General features: G+C 60.1%; 18 protein-coding genes and 1 pseudogene. 5 read left to right on the forward strand and 14 right to left on the reverse strand.

Annotated features, from left to right (window positions below):
• The 6 genes and pseudogenes from ACFWAD_RS23385 to ACFWAD_RS23410 all read right to left on the reverse strand — a co-directional run bounded on the left by ACFWAD_RS23385 (nt 1) and on the right by ACFWAD_RS23410 (nt 8,512).
• The gene (locus tag ACFWAD_RS23385; RefSeq protein ID WP_378548188.1) at nt 1–1,968 is read right to left on the reverse strand and encodes an acetyl/propionyl/methylcrotonyl-CoA carboxylase subunit alpha; all 1,968 of its coding nucleotides are present in this window, start codon (nt 1,966–1,968) and stop codon (nt 1–3) included.
• 5 nt (nt 1,969–1,973) lie between these two features.
• Nucleotides 1,974–3,575 (reverse strand): carboxyl transferase domain-containing protein, encoded by a 1,602-nt coding sequence (locus ACFWAD_RS23390; RefSeq protein ID WP_378548191.1) that lies wholly within the window; start codon nt 3,573–3,575, stop codon nt 1,974–1,976.
• The gene (locus ACFWAD_RS23395) at nt 3,562–4,761 is read right to left on the reverse strand and encodes an MFS transporter (RefSeq protein ID WP_378548194.1); all 1,200 of its coding nucleotides are present in this window, start codon (nt 4,759–4,761) and stop codon (nt 3,562–3,564) included. The genes ACFWAD_RS23390 and ACFWAD_RS23395 overlap by 14 nt, the downstream gene beginning before the upstream one ends.
• On the reverse strand, nt 4,758–5,921 hold the full coding sequence (locus ACFWAD_RS23400; RefSeq protein ID WP_378548198.1) for an aminotransferase class I/II-fold pyridoxal phosphate-dependent enzyme: 1,164 nt from the start codon (nt 5,919–5,921) through the stop codon (nt 4,758–4,760). Before ACFWAD_RS23400 ends, ACFWAD_RS23395 begins: the two co-directional genes overlap by 4 nt.
• Nucleotides 5,922–6,743: 822 nt before the next feature.
• Nucleotides 6,744–7,994, reverse strand: a complete 1,251-nt coding sequence (locus ACFWAD_RS23405) for an amidohydrolase (RefSeq protein ID WP_378535725.1) — start codon at nt 7,992–7,994, stop codon at nt 6,744–6,746.
• A 97-nt stretch (nt 7,995–8,091) separates the two neighbouring features.
• Nucleotides 8,092–8,512 (reverse strand): annotated as a pseudogene (locus tag ACFWAD_RS23410) (hypothetical protein).
• A gap of 339 nt (nt 8,513–8,851) precedes the next feature.
• Here ACFWAD_RS23410 and ACFWAD_RS23415 point away from each other — a divergent pair.
• Together ACFWAD_RS23415 and ACFWAD_RS23420 are read left to right on the forward strand one after the other, a co-directional pair.
• Entirely contained in the window at nt 8,852–10,549 is a 1,698-nt protein-coding gene (locus tag ACFWAD_RS23415) for a 3-ketosteroid-delta-1-dehydrogenase (protein WP_378548201.1), read from the forward strand.
• A gap of 778 nt (nt 10,550–11,327) precedes the next feature.
• Complete coding sequence (locus ACFWAD_RS23420; protein WP_378548204.1) at nt 11,328–12,101, forward strand: peptidoglycan DD-metalloendopeptidase family protein; 774 nt, start codon at nt 11,328–11,330, stop codon at nt 12,099–12,101.
• A 52-nt stretch (nt 12,102–12,153) separates the two neighbouring features.
• Here the strand turns inward: ACFWAD_RS23420 and ACFWAD_RS23425 are convergent, their stop codons facing one another.
• Entirely contained in the window at nt 12,154–13,443 is a 1,290-nt protein-coding gene (locus ACFWAD_RS23425; protein ID WP_378548207.1) for an MFS transporter, read from the reverse strand.
• Between the two features lie 81 nt (nt 13,444–13,524).
• Here ACFWAD_RS23425 and ACFWAD_RS23430 point away from each other — a divergent pair, with 81 nt between their 5' ends.
• From ACFWAD_RS23430 to ACFWAD_RS23440, 3 genes are all read left to right on the forward strand, one after another.
• Nucleotides 13,525–13,974, forward strand: a complete 450-nt coding sequence (locus ACFWAD_RS23430; protein ID WP_378548210.1) for a winged helix-turn-helix transcriptional regulator — start codon at nt 13,525–13,527, stop codon at nt 13,972–13,974.
• Between the two features lie 22 nt (nt 13,975–13,996).
• Nucleotides 13,997–14,758 carry a pentapeptide repeat-containing protein gene (locus tag ACFWAD_RS23435; RefSeq protein WP_378548213.1) on the forward strand — a complete coding sequence of 254 codons (762 nt, stop codon included), beginning with the start codon at nt 13,997–13,999 and terminating at the stop codon, nt 14,756–14,758.
• Between the two features lie 90 nt (nt 14,759–14,848).
• A complete protein-coding gene (locus ACFWAD_RS23440) occupies nt 14,849–15,259 on the forward strand; it encodes a hypothetical protein (RefSeq protein ID WP_378548216.1) in 411 nt (136 codons plus the stop codon).
• A gap of 14 nt (nt 15,260–15,273) precedes the next feature.
• On the opposite strand, the gene ACFWAD_RS23445 is transcribed toward ACFWAD_RS23440, so the two are convergent.
• The 7 genes from ACFWAD_RS23445 to ACFWAD_RS23475 all read right to left on the reverse strand — a co-directional run bounded on the left by ACFWAD_RS23445 (nt 15,274) and on the right by ACFWAD_RS23475 (nt 23,624).
• Complete coding sequence (locus ACFWAD_RS23445; protein WP_378548219.1) at nt 15,274–15,738, reverse strand: HtaA domain-containing protein; 465 nt, start codon at nt 15,736–15,738, stop codon at nt 15,274–15,276.
• 130 nt (nt 15,739–15,868) lie between these two features.
• Nucleotides 15,869–16,501 carry a TetR/AcrR family transcriptional regulator gene (locus ACFWAD_RS23450; RefSeq protein ID WP_378548221.1) on the reverse strand — a complete coding sequence of 211 codons (633 nt, stop codon included), beginning with the start codon at nt 16,499–16,501 and terminating at the stop codon, nt 15,869–15,871.
• A gap of 106 nt (nt 16,502–16,607) precedes the next feature.
• Nucleotides 16,608–18,080, reverse strand: coding sequence for an MFS transporter (locus ACFWAD_RS23455; RefSeq protein WP_378548224.1), 1,473 nt, complete (start codon nt 18,078–18,080; stop codon nt 16,608–16,610).
• Nucleotides 18,081–18,978: 898 nt separating this feature from the next.
• Nucleotides 18,979–19,527, reverse strand: coding sequence for a hypothetical protein (locus ACFWAD_RS23460; protein ID WP_378548227.1), 549 nt, complete (start codon nt 19,525–19,527; stop codon nt 18,979–18,981).
• A gap of 53 nt (nt 19,528–19,580) precedes the next feature.
• Nucleotides 19,581–20,465, reverse strand: coding sequence for an MBL fold metallo-hydrolase (locus ACFWAD_RS23465; protein WP_378548230.1), 885 nt, complete (start codon nt 20,463–20,465; stop codon nt 19,581–19,583).
• Between the two features lie 167 nt (nt 20,466–20,632).
• Nucleotides 20,633–21,913: a wax ester/triacylglycerol synthase domain-containing protein gene (locus ACFWAD_RS23470; protein WP_378548233.1), complete on the reverse strand. Its 1,281-nt coding sequence runs from the start codon at nt 21,911–21,913 to the stop codon at nt 20,633–20,635.
• 46 nt (nt 21,914–21,959) lie between these two features.
• Nucleotides 21,960–23,624 carry a hypothetical protein gene (locus ACFWAD_RS23475; RefSeq protein WP_378548236.1) on the reverse strand — a complete coding sequence of 555 codons (1,665 nt, stop codon included), beginning with the start codon at nt 23,622–23,624 and terminating at the stop codon, nt 21,960–21,962.
• Nucleotides 23,625–23,643 lie beyond the last annotated feature (19 nt).

Here is a 23,643-nt window from a genome sequence, read left to right on the forward strand (position 1 = left end):
TCACGGCGCAACCGCTGCCAGCACTTGCCCGGCATCAATGACGTCTCCTACCGTCACACTCACCGCCGAGACTGTCCCAGGAGAGGACGCGCGGAGGGCAGTCTCCATCTTCATGGCTTCGACGACCGCAACGACATCACCTTCCGATACCCGTGTTCCAGTCTGGAGTACAGCCAGTACAGTTCCCGGCATCTTCGAAGTGATCTCTCCGTCCCCGGATTCGGAATCCTTTGCTGTATAGATCTTCTCGCTCACCGGAACGGTCCAACCGCCGACGCATACCCACGCGCCGGTGCCGACTCCGAGACGTCCAGCGGTGGTTGCCAATCCGTCGGCGACCAGACTGAGGGTCATTTTTTCGGTTCCGCCCCTGACGAGCACGGAAATGTTCCGGCCGTCGGCGTCCACAATCCACTGGTCGCGTCGTTGTGAGATGACCGTTGTCGTTACGACTCGGCCGTCAGCTACTAGTTCGCGTCCGATCGGATCGGATCCCGCTTTGCGCAATGCTGCTCGATGTAGTCCGTGAGCGCCGGTCCAGGACGACGTAGTGACCGGCAACTGTTCCTCGACCGAAGTCCATACCAATGCAACAGCCGCGGCGGTGGCCTGGAGTTGCTCCGAATCCGGGACCAATCGAGTGAGGTGCTCGTCGACGAAGGAAGTGTGAATGTCATCCGTCCGCACAGCCGTTGTCGCCAAGAGTAATCGGAGGAAGCCTATGTTCGAGGCTCCGCCGAAGTAACTCGCATGGGCCAAAGCTCGGTCCAACGACTCCAGCGCCGCTGACCGTGTCAGCCCCCGCGCTATCACCTTTGCGATCATCGGATCGTAGAACGGCGGAATGGCGCCGACGCCCTCGAAAGCACTGTCGACGCGGACCTTCGACGGCCAGGAGACCTTCACGGAATGTGAAGGTGCGGGCCGAAACCCGTTGGACGGATCCTCGGCGTAGATTCTCGCTTGCACCGCGAAGCCTCGCAGTGCGATGTCGCGCTGCTGTAGAGGCAAGCGCGCGCCGAGGGCGATGTCAAGTTGCAGTTCGACGAGATCGACGCCCGTCACTTCTTCGGTGACCGTATGTTCGACCTGCAGGCGCGTGTTGACTTCGAGGAAGTAGTAGCGGTTTTCGGCGTCGACCAAGAATTCCACGGTCGCCGCGTTCACGTAACCGACGCCTGCGAGAAGACGGAGAGCGTCGTGCTGCATGGAACCCAGGACTGATTCGGGCACGGAAGTAGCCGGTGCCTGCTCGATGATCTTCTGATTTCTACGCTGAAGTGAGCATTCGCGGGTGAAGAAGTGAACTCCCGTGCCGTAGGAATCGAACAACACCTGCACCTCGACGTGACGCGGACGCTCCACCAGTGTCTCGATCATGAGGTCGCCGCGACCGAAGTTCCTTTTGTTCAACCCGATTGCGGAGGTGATGACCTCACGGGCATCATCACCCGGATGCAGGCGGACCATCCCCTTGCCTCCTCCACCGAACACCGGTTTCAGCAGCACCGGAACGTCGAGAGACTGAACATGACCGACGATGATGTCGGGATCGGCACTTGCCTCACCCCACGCATTGAGCGTCGGAATGCCGGCATCTGCGGCAGCCTTCTTCGCCCTCGCCTTGTCGCCGAGCATTGCGATGGATTCAGCGGCCGGACCGACGAATGTCAACCCTGCAGCGACGACTGCGGTAGCAAAATCGGAGTCTTCGGAAAGGAATCCGTAGCCCGGGTGCACGGCATCGCACCCGGCGCCGAGGGCGGCCGCAATGATTTGATCCGAATTGGTATAGGACTCAGACGGAAGGTCTCCGTCCAGGATTACCGTGTGATCGGCAAGGCGATGCCACTGTGCGTGTGAATCGACGGGGGAGGAGATCGTCACTACCGACATGCCCAGGCGGCGGGCTGTTCGCGCGATGCGTGTGACGATTTCACCTCGATTGGCGATGAGAAGTCGAGTCATTGTGCTCACATCCTGAATACGCCGAAGCGCGTTGTTCCGTGATTGCGGGGAAGCATGGACAGTGCGAGCGAAACCCAGGATCGCGTGTCGACCGGGTCGACGATCGCGTCCACCCACAGCCTGGACGCAACGTAAACCGATTCCCCTTGCCGGTCGTAACCTTCACGGATCGGCCGCTTGATTTCCTCTATTTCCTCTTCTGTGAGCGGAGTTCCGCGTGTGCGCGCAGATTCGATCTTCATCAAGGCCATCACCGATGCTGCTTGTTCCGCACCAACTACGGTTGTCTTGGCGTTCGGCCACACGGCCATGAAGTCAGGGCCTATCGAGCGTCCGCACATTGCGAGGTTTCCCGCCCCGTAGCTTCCACCGATGACGATGCTGAGCTTGGGAACTCTCGCGCAGGCAACGGCGTTGACCAGTTTCGCTCCATGCTTGGCGATACCTTCCGCTTCGTACTGCTTCCCGACCATGAATCCGTTGACGTTGTGCAGGAACAACAGTGGGATATCTCGCTGTGAACACAGCTCGACGAAGTTGGCGGCTTTGAGGGAGTCCTCCGAAAAGAGCACTCCGTCGTTCATGACGACTCCGACGGTGTACCCCTCGATGTGGCCTGTGCCGCAGACGATGGTTCGGCCGTAATTTGCTCGGTACTCGACCAATTCGCTCGCGTCGAGTAGGTGGGCCAGAACGTCGCGCGCGACGATAGGTGTTTTGGAAGAAGCCGGGATCACCGTGTCGAGCGCCTCGGGGGAGTGGAGAGGCGGTCGCGGAGATCGTGACGGTGCCCGTACTTCCCGTCGATCACCTCGGGCGACGATGTCGGCGATCATTGTCAGTGCCTCGATGTCGTCGTTGGCGATGTGATCGACGACGCCGCTGATCACCCCGTGCACGTCGGCACCGCCGAGTTCCTGCGGTTCGACGTCGACACCGGTAGCAGCCTTGACCAACTGAGGACCACCGAGATAGACAGTGCCGGTGCCTCGGACGATGACGGTCTCGTCGCACATCGCCGGGATGTACGCACCTCCTGCGGTGCAAGAGCCCATGACGGCTGCGATCTGAACGATTCCGTCTGCCGACATTTCGGCGATGTTCTTGAACATCTCGCCGAAATGGTGCTCGTCGGGGAATATCTCATCCTGCATGGGGAGGAAAACACCTCCCGAGTCGACGAGATAGACACACGGCAGCCTCAGTCGACGGGCGACAGCTTGCAATCGCAGTTGCTTCTTGACGGTCAGCGGGTAGTAGGTGCCGCCTTTGACAGTGGCGTCGTTCGCGAAGATGGCGCAGAGTGAGCCGCGGATGAGACCTACTCCCGTGACCAGACCGGCCGACGGGAGTTGCTCGTCGTACACCTCGAATCCGGCCAGTTGGCCGATCTCGAAGAATGGGGACTGCACGTCGAGAAGAGCGTCGATGCGTTCGCGAGCGGGCAATTTGCCGCGAGCACGGTGCTTGGCGACGGACCGCTCGGGTGCTCCGTGAACGGACAAGTGTTGCGCGCCCGCGACTCGCTCACGAATCGTCTTGTATGCCAACAAGTTTTGCTCCCGGGTTCCGGGGTCGAGTTGTGCGGTGCGTTCAATGACGGGCATGGGACGTACCTACTGTCGGTTCGGAGGAAGCTGTACGGAGGGAGAAGACGAGCGCTGTCGCCGCTGCGGTGATGAGTGCGATGATTGCCGACCACACGCGTTCATCGGACACGAGAGGTCCGACGACGGAGGCGATGCCGGCAATCCCCTGCTGCACGAGGCCGCAGTAAGCGACGGCGATGGCTCCACCTTCCGCAAAATGTGTCACTGCTGATGCAGCCGAGTTCGGGAAGAGCAGCGATTGCCCGAATGTCAATGCGACGTAACCGATCAGGAAGACGACGAGCAACGGAATGGAACCAAGCGGGGGATACCAGCAGAGCATGAGGACGAGACCCGCAACCAGCATGCATAACGCACCTCTGCGCATCAGCTTTTCCGAACCAACGGCCGTGGCCCTGCGGTTGACGTACAATGCGCCGCCGAAGTAGGCGGCTCCGTAGAGGATTCCGAAGGCGCCGAACGCCCACGGTTGCAAATTGAATCGATCGCTGAACAGGAAGGGACTCGATTGCTGAACCAGGACGATCGCGCCGAAACCCAAACCTCCCGCAATGGCCGGTTTGTAGAACTTGGGTGTCAGCACTATGGCATTCCACCGAACGACGCGTTCGTTGTTGTCGCGGACCGTGGTGTTCTCGGTATTCACCGCCACTGCAGCCAGTGCTACGCCGAACGCCCCGAGGACTCCGAATCCGGCGCGCCACGAGGTGAACGACGCGAGTGCGCCGCCGATCAGTTGGCCACCGCCCAGCGCCACCACAAATGCCATCGACAACAGTGACAATCGACTGGCCAGCTCCGAACCGGTGAACCTGTCCTTCACCATCATTCGCACGACGATGGCCGCGCCTCCGGCCCCGATGCCTTGCACGATCCGGCCGATCAGTAGAACGGCGGCGCTCTGGACCAAGGCGAGAGCAACGCAGGCGATCACGAACAGGGCCAAGCTGGACAGCAGTGCGGTCCTACGTCCGAGGCGATCGGCCAACCGCCCCCACACGACCACCGGTAGTGCTGCACTGATCACGAACAAAGTCACCGACCACTTGACGACGGAATCCGCGATGCCCAAATCCGCGGCGATCTTCGGCAGTGAAGGGAGATAGATGGTCGTCGCCATCTGTGCTGTCAACACGACGGCACAAGCCAGCGGTGTCACTGCGACAGTGCGGCCTTCGCTCATTCGGTGACACTTCGTAGGACGTCGGCGAAACGCTCGATCGTTGCCGAAGGCAAGTCCGCGCGAAGCATCAATCTCAGCCCGGCTTTGCCTCGACCGATGACCGGAAAGAAGACAGCCGAGGTGTAGAAACCGCGTTTCAGCAGTTCCTTTGCTGCAGCGATGGTTCTCTCTTCCTCGTGGAGTGTGACGAACCGGATCGGGAGGCCATCGCCCGATGCCGGCGTGTCGACGAGTAAATCGAACTGTTCCACAACCGCTTGCAGTCGCCGTTGGCGCTTGTCGACCTCTCCGCTGTGGTGAAGTTCCACGGACGCTGCGATAGCGCCCAGCCCGGCTACGTTCACACGTTGTGACCACGTGAGTGGGCCGCCGTAGCGAAGTGCTAGATCACGATTTCGGCTGCCACTGGTGCGGCTGAGTGCGATCGCGCCGCCGGAAGCGCCGAATCCCTTGTTCAGCGATGTCAGCAAGAATGTTCGATCATTCAAGCTGCCAATGAGATCCAGTACTGCACCACGGCCGTTGTGTCCGAGGACCGAGGTGCTGTGCGCCTCGTCGAGAACGAGGATCAGTCCGTATTTGGCCTGTAATGCGAACAGTTCGTTCAGCGGTGCCTTTCCACCGGTGCTGTAGACGGTGTCCGCCACGTATGCCACCTGAGAATTTGTGCGGCAGAGACTTTCGAGTTCATCGACGTCGTCGTGCCGAATGGTCACGATCGTCGTTTCGTCGGCGACGCTCGCCTTCATTGCATTCAGGCAGAAGTGTGCGTTCTTGTCGAACACCATGAGGGGAGGTTCGCCGCCGGTGAGCAATCCGGATGCGACGAGGGGGAGCAGACTCCACGCCGCGTTGGCCGCGGACCCGAGCGTGAGAACATGCGCGTCCAACAGTTCGCTCAGTGCGGCCTCGGTGTCGTCGAGGAGACGGGAGTGAACCCTCATCCGTGAGATGGAACTGTTCAACGTTCGTTCGCGCTCGAGAGCGGCGATTGCACCCGACCGAATCCGATCGTCGGTGTCGAGACCCAGGTACGAGTAGGTGGAGAAATTCTCGAATTCGTACCCTTCGGTCGTCCGGTGTTCGAAGCCTGCGACGCGGTCGGCGGTGATATCTGCCAGGCCCTCGCCGACTGCGCGATCCCAGAATGGGTTGCTCAAATCGGCAGCACGCCTGAGGTTCGAGTACAGGTTCCTATCTTTCAAGCTCTCGGCAACCGTCATTTTCGCGGCTGATCCCTTCACTGGATTCGATAGCGGAATTAATGCGTTGATGCACGAAGGAGCATCACGTCAGTGGGCATCGCTAATTGAGAACGAAAGACAATTCGATGTCAAGCATTGCCAATTGAAATGCCGCGAAAAGTGAAGAGAACCCTGCGGTTTGGAATTAGTTGAATCTAGGACTTTTGCAGTTCTTCCAGTTCAAGGCCGGTGATGAATTATCACGATTTCCCGTGGTAAATCGGAAAATGCCGTGAGTCACACGCTGATCAGTGTTTACCGGCGATGATCGAGGAATATTATGATCCGGGTGCGTCAAAGGGTTGGCCTGGATGTGATAAGGCTTCGGCCTGATAGTTTCCGTCAATACTTCGGGGTGTTTTGTAGTCAGGCGTGGCCTATCTGGTATTGAATTTCTTCGAGGTAAATAGTGTGAAACTCGAAGACGGAGATGGGTAAAGCTTGTCAAGTTCTTTACTTGCGGCTATTGATGGTGTGCGGTTGAACCGGCAATGATTCAGCTTCGTCGGAACCACTTACCGCTCAGAATCATCAGTATCCGGTCTGTCCGCCTATGACGACGAAGACGATCCAGAGAAACTGCGCCAAGAAAGCTCGAGATCGACTGTCATTGCTCGGGTATGCGCCTACTTCGAATCCTGCACGTCCATCGATCGGTCTGCTGCAGCGTCATGCAATGTCAAACTGCCTCGCTCCCTTGAATTCTCATGGAGGGAGCCCAGTGGAGACGCTATGACGTCAGGGAATTGGTAGCCACGTCCTGGCCGCGACCACCAAGGCGTTCACGCCGATTGTCAGGGTCGGCTCGATCACGGGAGCGTAGTGCGGCGAATGGTTCGACGGCACGGTTCGCAGGGCTGGATCGGTCATGTCACCTGTCGTGAACAGGGAAGGGTCGGTGCCGCCGAGCAACCAGTACGACAGCGGCGCACCGGCGCTGGTCGCGAGAATGCCGACATCCTCGCTCCCTGCTCCTGCGCCAGGGTCGAGAATCTTGTTGTTTCCCAGCCATTCGGCAAAGGCATCGAGTGTCTTGTCCAGCGCTGCCGGATCATTGACGACGATAGGAAAGTGCTCTGTCTCGGTGATAGTCGGTGGGGTGGGTGCGCCGGCAGTGGCCGCCTCGCCCCGGACGATGCGGTCGACGCTGTCGAGGATTCGTTGCCGCACACCGGCGTCGTAGCTACGGATGTTGAGTTGGAGTTCCGCTTCGCCGGGAATGACGTTGGCGGCATCTCCAGCATGAATGGAGCCGACGGTGAGGACCGCCGTCGCGGTGCTCGGCACTTCGCGTGAAATGACAGTTTGCAGGCGGAGCACGGTTTCGGCTGCCATGACCACGGGATCGACGGAGTTCTCCGGCATCGATCCGTGCGCGCCTTTTCCGACCAGTCGCACACGCAACGAGTCCGATCCCGCGTACGAAGGCCCAGCATGCCCGGCGATGGTGCCTGCCGGTAGTGGAGCCACGTGTTGTCCGAGGACGATGTCGGGCTTCGGGAATCGCTCGAACAGTCCGTCGTCGACCATGGCCTGCGCACCTGCGCCAAGTTCTTCGGCCGGTTGGAAGACGAGGACGAGAGTGCCGGACCAGGTCGTCGTGTCCTGAGAAAGAATTCGGGCTGCACCGAGTAGACAGGTTGTGTGCAGGTCATGGCCGCACGCGTGACTGACCGAGACGGACTTCCCCTGATCGTCGGTGGTCGTCACCGTGCTGGCGTAGTCCAAGCCGGTTTCTTCTCGAACCGGGAGGGCGTCCATGTCCGCACGCAGTAGCGCAGTAGGTCCCGCTCCGTTCTTCAGGACGGCGACGACTCCGGTCGAGCCGACCCCGGTTGTGATGTCGAATCCCAATGCTGCCAAATGTTTTTCGACGATCTTGGATGTTCTATCCTCGTGAAACCCCAGCTCCGGGTGGCTGTGGAGGTCCTTGTAGACGTCGATCAGGTTTGGATCCACGGCGACGGTTTCGTGCACAGTCGAGGTCATGAGCGTCCTCTCGGTAGCGTCTTTTCAGGCTAACCGTGATGACGTGTCGGCAAACACGACCTAGGTCCCATCGCGCCCGTGATTCGGAGTTCGGGTGCTACGGCACGTAGAACGATGCGACGGCCTGGGGTGATCGTTCCGGTGACGGACAGGACGGCGACAGCGACTTGGCCGGTTCCGGTCTGAACGATCGCCTCTGCCGGGAATCCGTGCAGGCCGTCCGAGAGTCGGGCGGAACCGGAGGCCCCGGTCGAGAGGTTCAGCCAGCGCACTTCGGACGAGAGCAGGCATCCCCACCGGTCTTCCTTGCCGCCGGTGATCGTCACCGTGCCTGGTTGGTCGCCGACCACAGCTACGCAGCGGACTGCGGGCGCGTCGAAGCTGCCGTTCGGGTTGCCGAACGGCGCAGGGTTGACCTGGAATGGAATGGTCACCGCTGCAGATGCGAGCGCTACCGGCGTCAGAGCCGAAACGATCGCGACAGATGCGCAGACGCTCAGTCGGCGAACGAGATTCATCACGAGAGACCTCCAATGTCCAGGTTGTTCATTCCCCGACGCACAGCTCGGTTCTTCGTGTGCCCGGAACTCGTCCAGCAATGTCGTTTGCAGTGGCCACTTTCCAACACTGTCGTGATCGAAGGGACAGCCTCACCATATCCGCTCGAATCGGAGAATTCAGAGATTGGCGATGATGCGATCGACGGGACCCTGCGGTGAGCGCCGCAATGGGCCAACCGTGACCGGTGTTGGTGAGTCAACCCGCTTGTAGTGTCCCGCTGAATGGGCATCCGGACCCTACTGCGTCTCGACTGCCCTAGCGTTTGCGTCGATAAACCACGTGAAGGGATTCGTTCAATGGCTAAGAATCAGGCACCCCCCGCGACTCGAGCCCATGACATCGCTGTCGACCTGCTTGTGATCGGGTCCGGTACCGGCATGGCTGCGGCCCTCACCGCGAACGAGCTCGGCTTGTCCACGCTGATCGTGGAGAAGACGCAGTACGTTGGCGGTTCGACGGCGCGGTCCGGTGGGGCGTTTTGGATGCCTGCCAACGCGGTACTGGCGGAAGCCGGTGCGGGCGACACCGTTGCGCGCGCGAAGACCTATGTGCATGCGGCGGTTGGTGATACGGCACCCGCCGCACGTGGTGACGCGTTCGTCGACAACAGTGCCGCCACGGTCGACATGCTCAGTCGCACGACGCCCATGAAGTTTTTCTGGGCCAAGGAATACTCCGATTACCACCCCGAACTGCCGGGCGGCAGCGCGGCCGGCCGCACTTGCGAGTGCCAGCCGTTCGACGCGTCGGTACTGGGCACCGAACGCGCTCGCCTGCGCCCCGGCCTGATGGAAGCCGGGCTTCCGATGCCGGTCACTGGCGCGGACTACAAATGGATGAACCTGATGGTGAAGAAGCCGACCAAGGCTTTTCCGCGCATCATCCGCCGCTTGGCGCAGGGCGTTTACGGTAAGTACGTCCTCAAGCGTGAATACATCGCCGGCGGTCAGGCGCTCGCAGCGGGCCTGTTCGCCGGTGTGGTGCAAGCAGGTATCCCGGTGTGGACGGAAACGTCGTTGGTTCGGCTCGTCACCGAGGGCGACCGCGTGACCGGTGCGATCGTCGTGCAAGACGGTCGCGAGGTGACGGTGACGGCTCGCCGCGGTGTCGTTCTGGCCGCCGGCGGGTTCGACCACAACATGGAATGGCGTCACAAGTACCAGTCGGAGAGCCTCGGAGAGCACGAGAGCCTGGGCGCAGAGGGCAACATCGGCGAGGCGATCGAGGCTGCCCAGGAGTTGGGCGCGGGTATCGGCTCGATGGATCAGTCGTGGTGGTTCCCCGCAGTGGCGAGCATCAAGGGACGACCGCCAATGGTGATGCTCGCGGAGCGTGCGCTGCCTGGCTCGTTCATCGTCGACCACACCGGTCGTCGATTCGTCAACGAGGCAACCGACTACATGACGTTCGGTCAGCGCGTGCTCGAAAGGGAGAAGGCGGGCGACCCTGCCGAGTCCATGTGGTTCGTTTTCGACCAGGAGTACCGCAACAGTTATGTGTTCGCAGGCGGCATCTTCCCGCGTCAGCCCCTTCCACCAGCGTTCTTCGAGTCCGGTATCGCGCACAAGGCGAGCAGTCCGGCCGAGCTTGCCCGCAAGGTCGGACTTCCCGAGGATGCTTTTGCCGAGTCCTTCGAGAAGTTCAACGAGGCCGCAGCTGCCGGTAGCGATGCGGAATTCGGTCGCGGCGGAAGTGCATACGATCGGTACTACGGCGACCCGACAGTGTCCCCGAACCCGAACCTGAGGAAGCTCGACACGAGTGCCCTCTACGCGGTGAAGATGACGCTCAGCGACCTCGGCACCTGCGGTGGCGTGGAGGCCGACGATCGAGCGCGCGTGCTTCGTGAGGACGGCAGCGTCATCGACGGCCTGTACGCGATCGGCAATACCGCGGCCAACGCATTCGGACACTCTTACCCGGGCGCTGGCGCGACGATCGGCCAGGGCTTGGTTTACGGATACATCGCCGCGCATCACGCAGCAGAGCGGTAGCTCTACCGAACAACAGATCTACCCGAACGGGAGATCAGCGCACGTTCCGATACCGGGACATGCACTGGTCTCCCGTTCGACGTTCAGGTGACGTCGAGGCGGGTGCAATTTCGACCGGTCGGGTCGACCTGGCAAAAACAGGTATGTATCCAGGTAATTCAACCGTCGTGTGGAGCACCATGAAGCGACAGCGTATGGGGTGATTCTCATCCGCAACGCAAGGATCCGCATGTTCCACCCCAATCTCGACCGCCCGTGCAGACACCCGCCCTGTCGATCTGCAACCGAAATTCCTTCGGTTCGGCGTGGCGACATTCGTGGCCCACGATCAAGGATCGGTTCCCGCCCTGCCGCGAGTTGGCTCGGGATTTTGACAGTGCTTTCACCAGTACTGACGGAATAGTCTCCGGACCTGCTCTCCGTCCACCCGCGTGACAAGTCCGCGGGGCACAGGATGAACGCACCACAGTGTGGTCCGTGATGCGAGCTAGCGCGCTCAGGTGTTCGCTGTTGTGGCCGTTTCCGTGCCACAGACCATGCCGTCGAAGATTCACGAGCTCGTCGGATTCTCGACATTTCGATCAGTACCCATGCGTCCCGCTGTCGCAAGAGTTGCCGCTCTGGTTATCACCGCGGCGCATTCCGAAAAATTCACTCCAACGGAGTCGGTGCTGTCTGCCGTACCGCTCAGCACGTACCGAGTGCTGCCCGCAGGTAGAGCGTTGCACCTGCTCCGATCACATCAGTCAAGGAAAAAATGAGTAAGCACAGAAAACCCATGCGTTCCAACACGAAACGATTCATCGCTGCTACTGCGGGCGTGAGTGCTCTTGTGGGTGCCGGAGCGGTCGTCAATGCAGGTATCGCCGGTGCGCAAGGTTGGTCGGCGAGTTGTAACTGGGAGTGGCCGGTAGATGGGGCGCTGTCACAGGGCTTCCATGCAGGACATGACGGCGTCGACTTCGCCGTAAACGTAGGCACCGTACTCCACGCACCGACGTCGGGCACTATTTCGGTTGCAGGACCGAACGATCCGGGTGGATACGGAACATACATCCAGTTGGAAGCGGACTCGGGCGCGCAGATTCAGATGGGTCACCTCTCCGAAACATGGGTCGGTGTGGGGCAGCATGTCGAGGTAGGCGATCAGATCGGGGCAACGGGCAACACCGGCAGTTCCACCGGGCCACACTTGCATCTGCGGATTCACAATGGCGGCGCCGTCGATCCCATGGCCTTCCTGAGTTCGGTCGGCGCGTGCGACACCGGCTCGAGCATTGTTCCTGCACCTGCACCTGCACCCGAGCCCGAAGTGGTACCCGAATCCGTGCCGGATCCGGTAGTCGAGTCTGCAACATTCGAATCTTCACCGGCAGAGAGCATTCCGGAGTCTGCGTCTCAGACGTCGGGTGAAGCGGTGATCGTCGCGGCCGGTGATACGTTGTTCGGCCTCGGCGCCGAAAGGGGGCTCACCTGGCAACAGGTTTGGGACATGAACCCACAGATCGTCAATCCCGATCAGATCTTCGTGGGCGACGTAATCGCTCTGTAAGAGTGGAGGATTCGATGCTGAGTGAGGGTAGACGACTGGTATTCGATCACGTTCAGTAGTTGCGTTCATTCTGAATCCCAGTTGGTGCGTGAGGACTCTGCAGCCGGGCCGTGTTGCGGCCCGGCTGTTTTCGTGCCCGCGATGTGCGCGTCAGGTCGACGATCCAGACGATCAATGCAGCGGCAGCGTACCCGCCCCCGACGGCGCTCGAAGCACCCCAACCCGCGGCATGGAAGACCATGGTGGTGGAAATCGCTCCGATTGCGCTGCCCAGCGAATAGAACACCATGTAGCTGCCGATGATGCGGCCGGCCGATTCCGGTGCATGGGCGACTATGAGATTCTGACTTGTGACGTGTACAGCCTGGACGGCGAAGTCCAATGCAATCACGCCGATCGCGAGCAGAACAAGAGAGTGCGTAGCCTGCGCGCTCAGCACCCACGAGAGTACGAGAACGATCAGGGACAAGCCGGTGACGCGTTGCGACTTGCCTTCGTCTGCCCATCGGCCGGCGCTGATTGCACCCAGTGCGCCGACAAGTCCGGCTATGCCGAACAGCCCGATCTGTGTTGTGGACAATCGCCACGGTTCCTCGCTCAGTGGCAGGGTCATACCGCTCCACAATGCACCGAAGGACGCAAAGAGGAACAGGGTGATCAGCGCCCGGGTTCGGAATACTCGGTTCGTAGTTGTCAACGTCACGACTGACCCGACTGCCCGCGCGTAACTGCCCTTCTTCCGTCGTGGGCACACGTCTTTCGGCAACATCGCCAAAGCGACCGCGGCGATCAGAAGAGAGATGACGGCAGACCCCGAATAGACCGCCCGCCAGCCGGCCAGATCGGCAACCAGTCCCGCCACGGTGCGGGCGAGGATGATGCCCACCACGACGCCACTGGTGATGACGCCGATGTTTGCGCCCCGCTCCTCCGGGTGGCTGATAGCTGCGGCGTAGGCAACTATGACTTGGACGACGACTGAGAATGCGCCTGCGACGGTGATGCCGATCAACAGTTGAAGACTCGTGGTGGAAAATGCGACAAGCATCATTCCCGTTGCGGCAGAGCCTATCTGGAGTGCGATCAGATTCCTGCGGTCCACCAGGTCGCTCAGTGGCACCAGCACGATCAGCCCTGCGAGGTAGCCGAGTTGGGCGAGTGCAACGACTAGTCCGAGACCGGCTGCTGGAAGTGACAGGTCCGCCCCGATTTGGCCGAGAAGTGGCTGTGCGTAGTAAATGTTTGCTACCGAGACCCCGCAGAGGACAGCCAAAAGGATGCGCAGTCTGCGAGGCATCCCGTGCCTGGTCGGCGCGGCCTCGTGCGCGGCATGATTGACCACTTTCACTCCATTTGGTTGCGTTTTGATACCATTTGAAGGCTATGTCATGTCGGTTTCAAAACGCAACCAAAGAGGAATTCGATGGCTGATCGCATGCAGTGGACGGACTCTCACTGCCCGGTGGCTAGAGCAGCCGACATCATCGGGGACCGCTGGTCGCTGCTGATCGTGCGGGATGCCTTCGACGGGGCGCGCAGATTCAGTCAGTTTCAGCGCAACCTCGGCATCGCGAAGAACATTCTGACCGACAGGCTGCGGAGCCTTGTCGAACAGGAAATCCTGGAGGTTCGAGCAAACGAACAGGGGACCAGGAACGAGTACGTCTTGACCGCACGTGGCGCGGATCTGTTCACCGTGATCGTGAGTTTGCGTCAGTGGGGCGAGCGCCACGCGTTCGACGACGGTGAACCATTTTCGACGTTGGTCGACGACACGACGGGAGATCCTGTGCCGACACTGCGATTAGCCAATGCACAGGAAATCGAACTTGATGTGGCAAATACGCACGTACGGAAGGTCGATCTCGATTGATACTTCATTCAGCGGGACCGCTGTGAAGCGATCCGACATCAGTGTTCTGCGCCGCCGTTGGTCAGACGAGGATGTCGAGAAATTACGGGCAGAGTTGCTTGATCAGTCGCGGATCGTCAAGCCACCTCACGCGCTCACCTCGCCATGGACGGAGACTGCCGACGGGTTGGTGGATTTGCGTGGCCTGACGGCAGGTAGCGGTGGTATCGACATCAGATTCCTCACTCTGGAACGCATCGACCTGAGCTTCGTCAAGGGTGCACTGTCAGTCTTCGAGTCCAAACTATTCGACTGCCGTTTCGATTTCGCCATGTTGACCGGTCAGCCGCGCATCAATCGCAGATTCGAGCGGTGCAGTTTCCGCGGTGCCACGCTCTCCCGTCTGGCTCTGGGGCCGCAGATCGTCGATTGCGATTTCACCGGAGCGAAAGCACTGCGGCTCAGGTCAGTGCCCAATACTGTGTTCGAGCGCTGCATATTCGACGGCGCGGACCTGACCGGTGCGCAGTTCTCGGACACGTCTTTCGTAGATTGCACCTTCGGCGCCGCGCGATTCTCCCCATCCTCGAGCTTCCTGCGGTGCTCCTTCACCCGCACCGTCGTCGAGTTCTCCACCGCGCGGGTGTCGCGAACGACGAGCGACGGGCTCGAGGTGCCGGACCAGTGGGCGGGTGAAGCAGATGCGACCGTCGCGTTGGAGCAGTATGCCGCGGGCTACGCCCAAACAATTGACGCGGGAGAAGAGGGTGGAATGGGTCTCGATCCCGAAACTCAGGATCGATAGTTCGAGTTGGAATCGGGGGAGCGTCGTCAGGTGAATTCGGCGAGCGCTTGCTCGAAGGCCAGGTCACAGATATGTCCTAGTGTTTCGACCATGGATACTCGCAGGATCTCGTTCAGAACGGTGTTCGGTGGGCCCTCGATACCGCCAGACTTCATCGAGGAGTTGGTTCGGCTTCGGAACCGAATGAGAAGTGTGGAGTTCCAGTACGACTTCGACCTGTTCGTCGTCGTTGGTGGAGACATCACCGTGGTGACCGACCCGACCGGCCTTCGGGTTCCGCGCGTGTTTCTGGGGCGACGTACGACAACGGCGCAGATTCAGATGAACAGTGCCGACGTGATGAATGCTTCCGACCCGCGTGCATTCCTGTTCCAGACAATCCATTCGACCATGGTGGAATTGATCAGCCGAATCGCCGACCGCGACAACGACTTCGACGCGGTCGACGAACTGCGGAAGATCGAGTTCCTGGTCCTGGACGGTATCGGTGAGCCGCAGTGACCATCCGCATTCTGTCAGCGTGGGCTAACTCCGATTGTCAATGGCGAAAGCTTTGTTCCTGAAGGATAATTGGCGCCGAAGACCATCGAGCCTGCGGCAGTCACCCGAACCTGGGCGCGCACGGCTGATTCCGAACTCTCGACGCTGTCGAGGGTCGCAATCACGATGCGTTCCGACCCGTCAAGGGTCGTCCTGACGCTCAATTGCCCCTGCGCCTCGGTCAGGAGAACCTCGGGATCGGCGATCACGATATTCAGGAGTCCGTCGTGCGCCCGGAGGCGGACCTCGCCGCTGTACTGGGCGATCCGAGTCCCATCGGGTTCATGACGATCTGCGAGGAATGGCCAGATCAGTTCGTCATTCTCCTCGACTACGGCAGACACATATGTAATCTCGCCAAGTGCTCGAACGTATTGCAGCAATGACTCTTTCACTGACCATCTCAGTGGTGTGACGTTTCTGTGCTTTGGTGTTTCCACAGTCTACTCAATTCTTTGTACCGGCCATGCGGGTCGGCAACGATCGGATCTCAACGCTAACCGGAGATTGGACCAAGCGGGGCTGACATGGTCAGCTCCCGGTTCGGTCGAGTTTTTTTACAACTCGAGATTATGTTTCAGTAGAGCTGCTGTTGTACTTGATGCCGCCGAGAACGAGGTCGACCACTGATTCGATGTATTTAGCGGCGCCGGATTCGAATTCTTTGAGTTTCGACATCGGGGTCATCAAAAAATGGTGCTCAATTGTTCCTGCCACGGCATCAAGTATCAAGGCTGGCGATGTGCCTTTCGCGATCTCGCCGCGTTCGATTGCGCGAAAGACAATTTCACGACCACCAATGATGCGTTCATTGCGAAATTCGGCTATTTCACCCTCAAATAATTCTGGGTATATCTTTGCATCAATCATCGCTCGCATTCGTGCTGAGCCGTGCTCGCCGAGCAGACTTTCTACCGTTACTTGGCCAACAAAAACCAGATCTCCACGAAGGGTTCCGGTATCGAAGTCAGCGACGGTAATTTTGCTGGATCGCAACGCAGCAGTCATTATCTGTTCTTTTGTTTGCCATCGTCGATACAGGGCTGCTTTTCCAACCTTGGCGTGTCGCGCAATTAGGTCGAGATTCAATCTTGCCCACCCAAGATCCCCGTACAATTCCAGCGTCGCGGACAGAATACGTGCTTCTATGTTCGGATCGCTTGGTCGCCCACGGCCAGAGGGTTGCGGGATGGCACGTGACATGGGGCACATCATGCCACGTGCCATCCCGGACTTCTCTATGGGCATCAAAGTTGGTTCCGGCCAAAGTCGATGCGGCAGCGAAGTGTTGCCGGCTTCCTTGCTCGTATTAAGATGCTTCTCGGGCCGGAATGTCGATCAATTGCTCCGTCGGTTCGGGCTGGTGGGCTTTTCCGCCCAGTTTGTTGAGAAATGGGACCAGCACAAAGATGAGAACGCTCACTCCGATGCAGGCGGACCAGATCGTGAGGAACGCAGTCTCACTGGGTATTTTAGATCCGCTGATCACCATGCCGGACATGATCGCAGCGCACATCGCTCCAGCGGCTGCCCCGGCCACCGTTCGAGAGGTGTTGTATAGAGCGCCCGCGATTCCGGAGTCTTCCGGACGTGCGCGAGAAATGACAAGGGCGGGAAGGAGTGCAACGAACAATCCGATTCCGATACCGCCGATCACGCCCATCGAAATGAAGCCCGTCAGACTGTGTCGAAATACGATCAACCCACCAAACCAAATGGAAATCAGAACGGCGGACATCTGCAGCACCGTTCGAGCCCCGATCCGTTGTGCGAGGCTGTCGGCGAGGGACGACGAAATCATGAGGGCGATGGGTACTGGGGTTATCGCGAGCCCAATGCCCATTGAGTCGAGCCCAAATCCGTACCCGACGATCTCGGGTTTGGATGCAAAATACAGTGTAGAAACAGTTGCGGCTCCGTAGAACTGCAGTCCGAATAATGCTGTCAATCCTAGAAGGAATCCGACTCCTCCCTTCGTCAACAAGTTCAAGTCGACCAGCGGGCTACTGATTCTCTTCTCCATTGCAACGAAGGCGACAAGTAATGCCAATCCGCCGCCTATTGCCATCAGGGTTGTCGGAGAAGTCCACCCCAGCTTGCTTCCATTGCTTATCCCGACGAGGACGGCCGCGAGGCCGGTGCCCAGCAGTGCAGCGCCCGTCCAGTCGATGGACCCTGTTGCACGAGTGGTGGTTTCGGGTACGAACATGGCAATGGTGGCAAGGCTTGCCAGTGTGAGTGCTGCAGGCACGAGGAGGCCAAGGGTCAGGTCGGCATGAGCTCCGAGGACTCCGACCAAGAGGGTTCCTGCGGCTCCTCCGGCGCCCAAGCAGCCTACAAGTATTCCGATTGCGCGTCCCGAACTGGCGCCCGCTCGTTCTCGGAGAATTGCGAACTCGAGAGGAAGCAGAGCCCCGAGCGTTCCCTGGATGATTCTGCCCAGCAAGAAGATTCCGAACGATGGTGCTACCACTGTAATGATCGTTCCGATTGTCACGGTGCCAAGCACGAATAGAACCATGCGCCGGTGGCCGTATCGGTCACCCAGTTTGGCCAGTATGGGTACGCAGATTACGGTCGAGAGTAGGTATGAAGCCATTACCCAGTTGAGTTGTGCGGGGTTGACGTCGAGCCTCTGCCCAATTTGCGGGATGAGCGGTATGTACCACGACTGCAGCATTCCGCTGGTGACTTCGGAAAATGCGAGGAATCCAACGGCTGCGAATCCTCCGACTTGGCGTGCGGACGGCCCTAGTTTCGACTGAACATTCGGTTCGGTCACCGGCGCCCCTCGGAGGTATATGCATTTCGGGTTGGGTTGCTAGGCATCAGTTCTCGCGTCCTTCTTGTCGGAAATCGGAAGTAGGTAGAATTAGAGACGACTATCGTCCGCTGAACAGTATTGAGTGGGCAACGGATGTGTCAAGGCTCACAATGTTGTTACCGGGAGGTAGTCAATGCAGTTGGTCGAACGGCAGAATCCTGACGGCCGGACATGCGTTCACTTCGCCGGGATTACGGCAGGGTGAGGGTGTTCCACGAGTTCGTGTCACGGATCATCTGTCGGTCGTGAGTGGACACCACAACGGCAGCATCAGTCGCGTCGAGAGTCGGATGGAGGGAAACGACACTACCGCGCCGGCGGACACGACTCGGTCGGAGGCCAATTTGTCTGTGTACGAACGGAAATGCTCTCCAACCTTGCGCTGCTGGGGGAGGGGAGAATTGTGAACAAGAGTCAAGACGGAAGAGGCGTTGGTTCGGGTTGTGGCGCTGATTTGTGGGCTGTTCTCGAATCGAACGACGCCTCGGATCAGTCTCGACGCCTGTCAGAAGTCATCTTCTGCAATCGCTTTCATGTGGGCATTGACACGAGGCGACCTCGACGGCCACACAATTGAGGGGACCGACGAGGCCGGTAACCGTCGTAACATCACTGACGTTTACATTTCTACCGTACGTGTCACGATTGGCCGGCGTCGGATAGCTTCGTCCTGATTGTGTGAGTGTTTCGTCCTGCTTCGCCCATTTCGGACGATTCTTCGTCTCGCGCCGATTGGTGCCCCGGCGTCGGTGTCGAGGATTTCGAGTTCTGAGGGGCGGGGACCTCGTAGATGTAGAGCCAGTGTCTCGAGTGGCAGCGGGTGAGGGAGGGGTCAATCCCTGTCGGCACCGCTGTCTCAGATGTTACTGAGGTCGGAGATCACCTGATCCAGCGCGCCGGTACGGCCCGGTGTGACTACTTTCTGGAATATCGTCAGCACGCATTCGTCGAGGGCATCGGTCAGCGACACAGTTTTCCGAGTGACGTTGTTTCGGTTGGACCAGCGCCCGCGGGCCATATGTGCGAGAGCGATTCCGTCGCGCAGGGCCGTCGCTCTCCGGCTCGAGGAATGCGTGAAGATGTACGTCCGACCGGAGATGTCGACCTCACATCGCTTGTTCTTTCTGCGCATGGCCCCGCGCTTCTGATCAGTCACGGTTCCGATCGTTCCGTCGGCCAAGTGAAGTGTTGCGGGGTGACCTTTGCGGAACGTGAGTACATCTCGGTCTCGATCGGCAACCGACGATTTCGGCTTCCGTCTACCGGGAGTTCGATCGCCCTCGTCCGGGTGCGTGGGAGACAGTTTGCCGTACAGACTTCCCGCTGGATCGAAAATGGCTACGGCAGAGCCATCTTCGGCAAGCTTGACGAACCATCCGGCTTCCGTGGAACTGTCCCAATTCATGTCGACGATTATCCTACGAGTGATCGTTGAACGGCGCGCTGCCTGCTCGAACGTCAGAGGGCACGCCGGAACACCTTGTCTTCGTCTGTGGTGACGGCGCCGGACGCGATGAGTCGTTCGAGGTGCAGCTGTGCTGTTCGTCGTTCTACGGCGTCGACATAAGGGGCCGTGACGTGGGGGCGGTAGACGAGTCGATGGGCGACGATGTCTTCCAGGCGTTTTGGTTCACTGAGGAATCGAACGAGACGTTCTTCACGGCTGAGCAGTTTCTCACGGTAGGCGGTCAACCGGCGACGGAACTCGTCGCTGCCCTCGACCACGCCTTTCTGGTGGAAAGTTCCGTACCAGCGTGCGTCGATCGTTGCGACGTGGTCGATGGAGTCGAGGAAGTCGTTGACGCTGCTACCCAGATCGCCGTACATCGGGCCGAAGGAGGTGAGGTCGATGTCGGCGACGTAGAAGAAGCCGTCGGGTTCGACGAGTACACCGCAGTGTCCGCGGGTATGCCCTGGCAAATGAATGACCGTCGCCGTGCGGTCACCGAGCTCGAAGATGTGGCCGTCCGCGATCCCCGCCACGTTCTCGTGCGTCGGAGGTATGCCGTACTGCGTTGCTATCGATTGTCGGACCTCTGCTCGTTCGTCTGCGCGGAGGCCGTAGTTGTCGAGCAATGTTTCGAGTGATGCGACCGAGGGCGCGTCGAGGTGGTGTGCGAACGTCGGCACGTCGAAATGATGGAGGCCGGCGATGTGATCCTCGTGGCCGTGGCTGATGAACGCCAGGTCTGCACCTACGGGATCTCGGTCGAGGGAGAGTGAGGGGTCGATGACGAGAGTGCTTTCGGATCCGTGCACCACCACGGTGTTTCCGTAGGGGACGGCACCACCGTTCTCTGGAACCAATACCGACACCTTGCCGAATTCTGCAGGTGTGAACATCTTTCGCCTCCCTCGTGACGATCGTGTCGTGATGACACCGGCTTGCCGGCTCGTCTCACTCGAGTTGTAGTCGAGACCTCTCGACAGTATCCGTCGTCCAAGCGGCGGGGTAAATCGGATAGCGGCTCGATGGCATTGCGATCCACGAAATCCTCGGTTAGATCCAGTCAGGTTGCGGCGCTGGCTATTTCGTTGAGAGTCCGTTCGACGGCTTGCGCGATCCTGTGTGCAGGAGGGAGATGCTCGGCATCTGTCTGGATTCCGATCCAAAATCTGTCGTTGTAGGACGCTGCGGTGAATCCGACTCGAACATTGCCGGCCAACGGGCCCAACGGCCAGAGTTCGACGAGCGCTGCCCCGTCGAGCGTGAGCGGGCCACGCGGTCCGTGGACATTGGACACCACTGCACCGATCATGTGCTGGCGCTTCGCGAGCCTGTCGAAAATGAGGGCCATACGTGGTGACCGAAATGTTGTTCCCGCTGCGCGTGCGGACGGCTTTGCCGCAGCGGTTTGCTTCGCGACGATCGCGACGGCGCGTTCTCGGTCGGTTTCGCGAAGTGGGAGGTCGATGATCATGAATCCGACGGCATTGCGTGCGTCACCGATCGCGCTGACTGCGACGGGGACCGACACCGCGATCGACTTGGGAATGTGTTCACCGCAATCTTCGAGGATGTATCGCAGTCCGGCGCCCGCGGCAACGAGATAGGCATCGTTCAATGTGCCTCCCGCTTTTTGCGCACCACGCTCGATCAACGAGGTGCCGACGTTGACGGACGAGATCGATCTCGTGGGGCCAATGGTGCCGAGGAGCGCCCGCGACCGGATCGGCCGGTGTAGGAACGTCCCCATTCGAAATCGGAGAAGGTCCCGGGGGCTGGCTTTCTTCTGATCGCGGAGTTCGAGAGTCGGACGGATCTTCGTCCTTGGCGAGGTGCCCGTGCTTGGTTGCGTTGTCGATGGAGCCGAGGTGAAGAGTCGTTCGAAAAGCTCGCTGGCTCTGGCACCGTCGAGTACCGCGTGATGGACTCGGATGACGATGCCGCACTGCCCCGGTCGAGCTGCGGGAACCACTGCGATGTGCCACAGGGGGCGGGAGGGGTCGAGGGGCAGCATCACGAGTCGACTGCAGATCGCTTCGAAGTCGGGTTCGGTAGGACCGCGTTCGTCCAATGAGACATGGAGGTCGAAGTCGATGTCGTTATCAGTCCACCACCATGACCCGTTCCGCATGATCGGTCGCTGCCGCAGTAATGGCTCCTGCGCGATGTGAGCGGCGAGGGTGCGGTGAAGATGCGCAAGATCCGGTCGACCGTCTCGATCGACGAAGCCACCCGGAGAAAGCAGTCCGGCAATCGTGACGAGGTACGGCTGGACGTGCACACTGAGCTGGAAGCTAGCAGCGTCGACGGGGGATATCGGCACGTCGCGTGTGGTTTCGACCATCTGCTGAGCCTAATCGAGTCGACAGGGAGGACGGCGCTGGTTTCGGCTAGCGGATCACCAAGTCATGGTCGGTGGCACTGAGGGTGATCGCGGCAATATGGTTTCCGCGCATCCAGTCCCGTACGAACGCGTCCAGCGCGGGGTTCGATGCCCGATCCGCGTACGCGTCCGACGGGATCTCGATGGCCCCGACGAGGTGGCGCGGATCGGAGTCGAGGCCGGACGCGCGGGGAGTCATCCGTAGCCCGTCGGCGGTGTGCAGGACGACCGGAAGGACTGTGCCATCCGGTGCAGTCACGGCCGCGGTCCGGGTAGTGGCGATCGGGTCGAAGTGGTCCACGTCCAGTCGGTATCCAGAGGGCTGTGCGTGCTGGCCGATCGCGTCGAGCAGACGCGGGTCCACCACAGAATATGGAAACCCGATGTCGATCAGAGTCTGACCGTCGATGGCACCGTCGCGGGCGGGCAGAGTCGTGGACAAGTGCCAGGGGGCGGCGGGGGCCAGGGTATGTGTCGAACGGTCTGTCGGTGAGTTCTCGATCAGCGCGCCGACGAGAGGCGCGCCAGTCGGTGTGAACTCCCAGGCGCCGTCGACGAGATCCTTGTGCCAGAAACCGGATTCGGTACCGCGGCGGCCCCCGACGCGCAACTCCCGCCGATTCGGGCCAGGGCCGAGAGAGTGCACACTGATCGCGGATGTGACTTCACCGGGAATCTTGGGTTGGTGTACCCAGTCCGGCGCCGGCAGTTGGATCGCGGCGGTACTGCGGTCGAGGGTTTCGGCGACGAGGTTAGGTGCGCTGGGCTTGCCCGACTGGTCATCCCAGCTGTAGCGGAAGAAGATCGAGTCAGAACCCGAAGAGTCGAAATCAAATGTGCGGGTGTACATGTCGCCGTACTTGTTCATCACGAAGGTGGTCGACCCGGCCGCCGACAAGGACTCGGCCTGGAACCGTCCGCCGAGCGGACCGCCGATCTCGTAGCTGTCGTCGTTGGGCAGCCACGGGTCCGCGTAGGTTATTCGGCTGCCGTCCCCGGTCAACGTGGGGATCATCGTCATCTTGGCGAGTCCGACGAAGTGAATCCGTCCTGCGACGTCGGTGAAAGTTTGGTTGTCCCACGGCGACGAGACGCTCAGTGCCCACCCGTTCGGGCGGTCTCCGGGGAGTTGTCGGCCGGGACCGCTCCACAGAGGTGCACCCCATGCCGAGGTCCAGTTCCACACCAGCGGATCCTGGGATGCGTTGTCCATCGTATAGATCCAGCCGTTGTCGTCGACCGCGACGAGTTCGTCGTCATCCAGTGATATCCCGACCAGTCGGCCACGCAGGCACTCCGGCATCGGCACGAAACGCCACGGTTCAGCCGTTGATGCGCCTGGCTCTCGGGGCCGAGTGAGTAAGTCGTGGTCGACGAGCGCGAAGTCCCAGAAACGATTGAATTGGTTAGTTGGCGTGCGGATCTCGACCGAGTTGGGGGCGGTTGAACTGGTGAATGTCGGTAGGTTTGCCAACCCGACTCGACCTCCACCGGAGGGCGCACCTGGTGGCAGTTGGGCGGTTCCGAATGGTATGCAACTGGCCGGTCCGGGTTCGGTGGGCGCGGCGGCGGCGAGGGGAGTGGACCACAGCAGGGCGGCGGAGAAGAGGATGCCGACGCTCAGTAGTCGCGATCGGCGCGGTTGCGAAACTCCACTGTCGGTGTCGTTCACCGTCTGATTGTCGCACGAT

It is taken from the genome of Rhodococcus sp. NPDC059969 (assembly GCF_042738325.1).
Lineage (GTDB): Bacteria > Actinomycetota > Actinomycetes > Mycobacteriales > Mycobacteriaceae > Rhodococcus_F.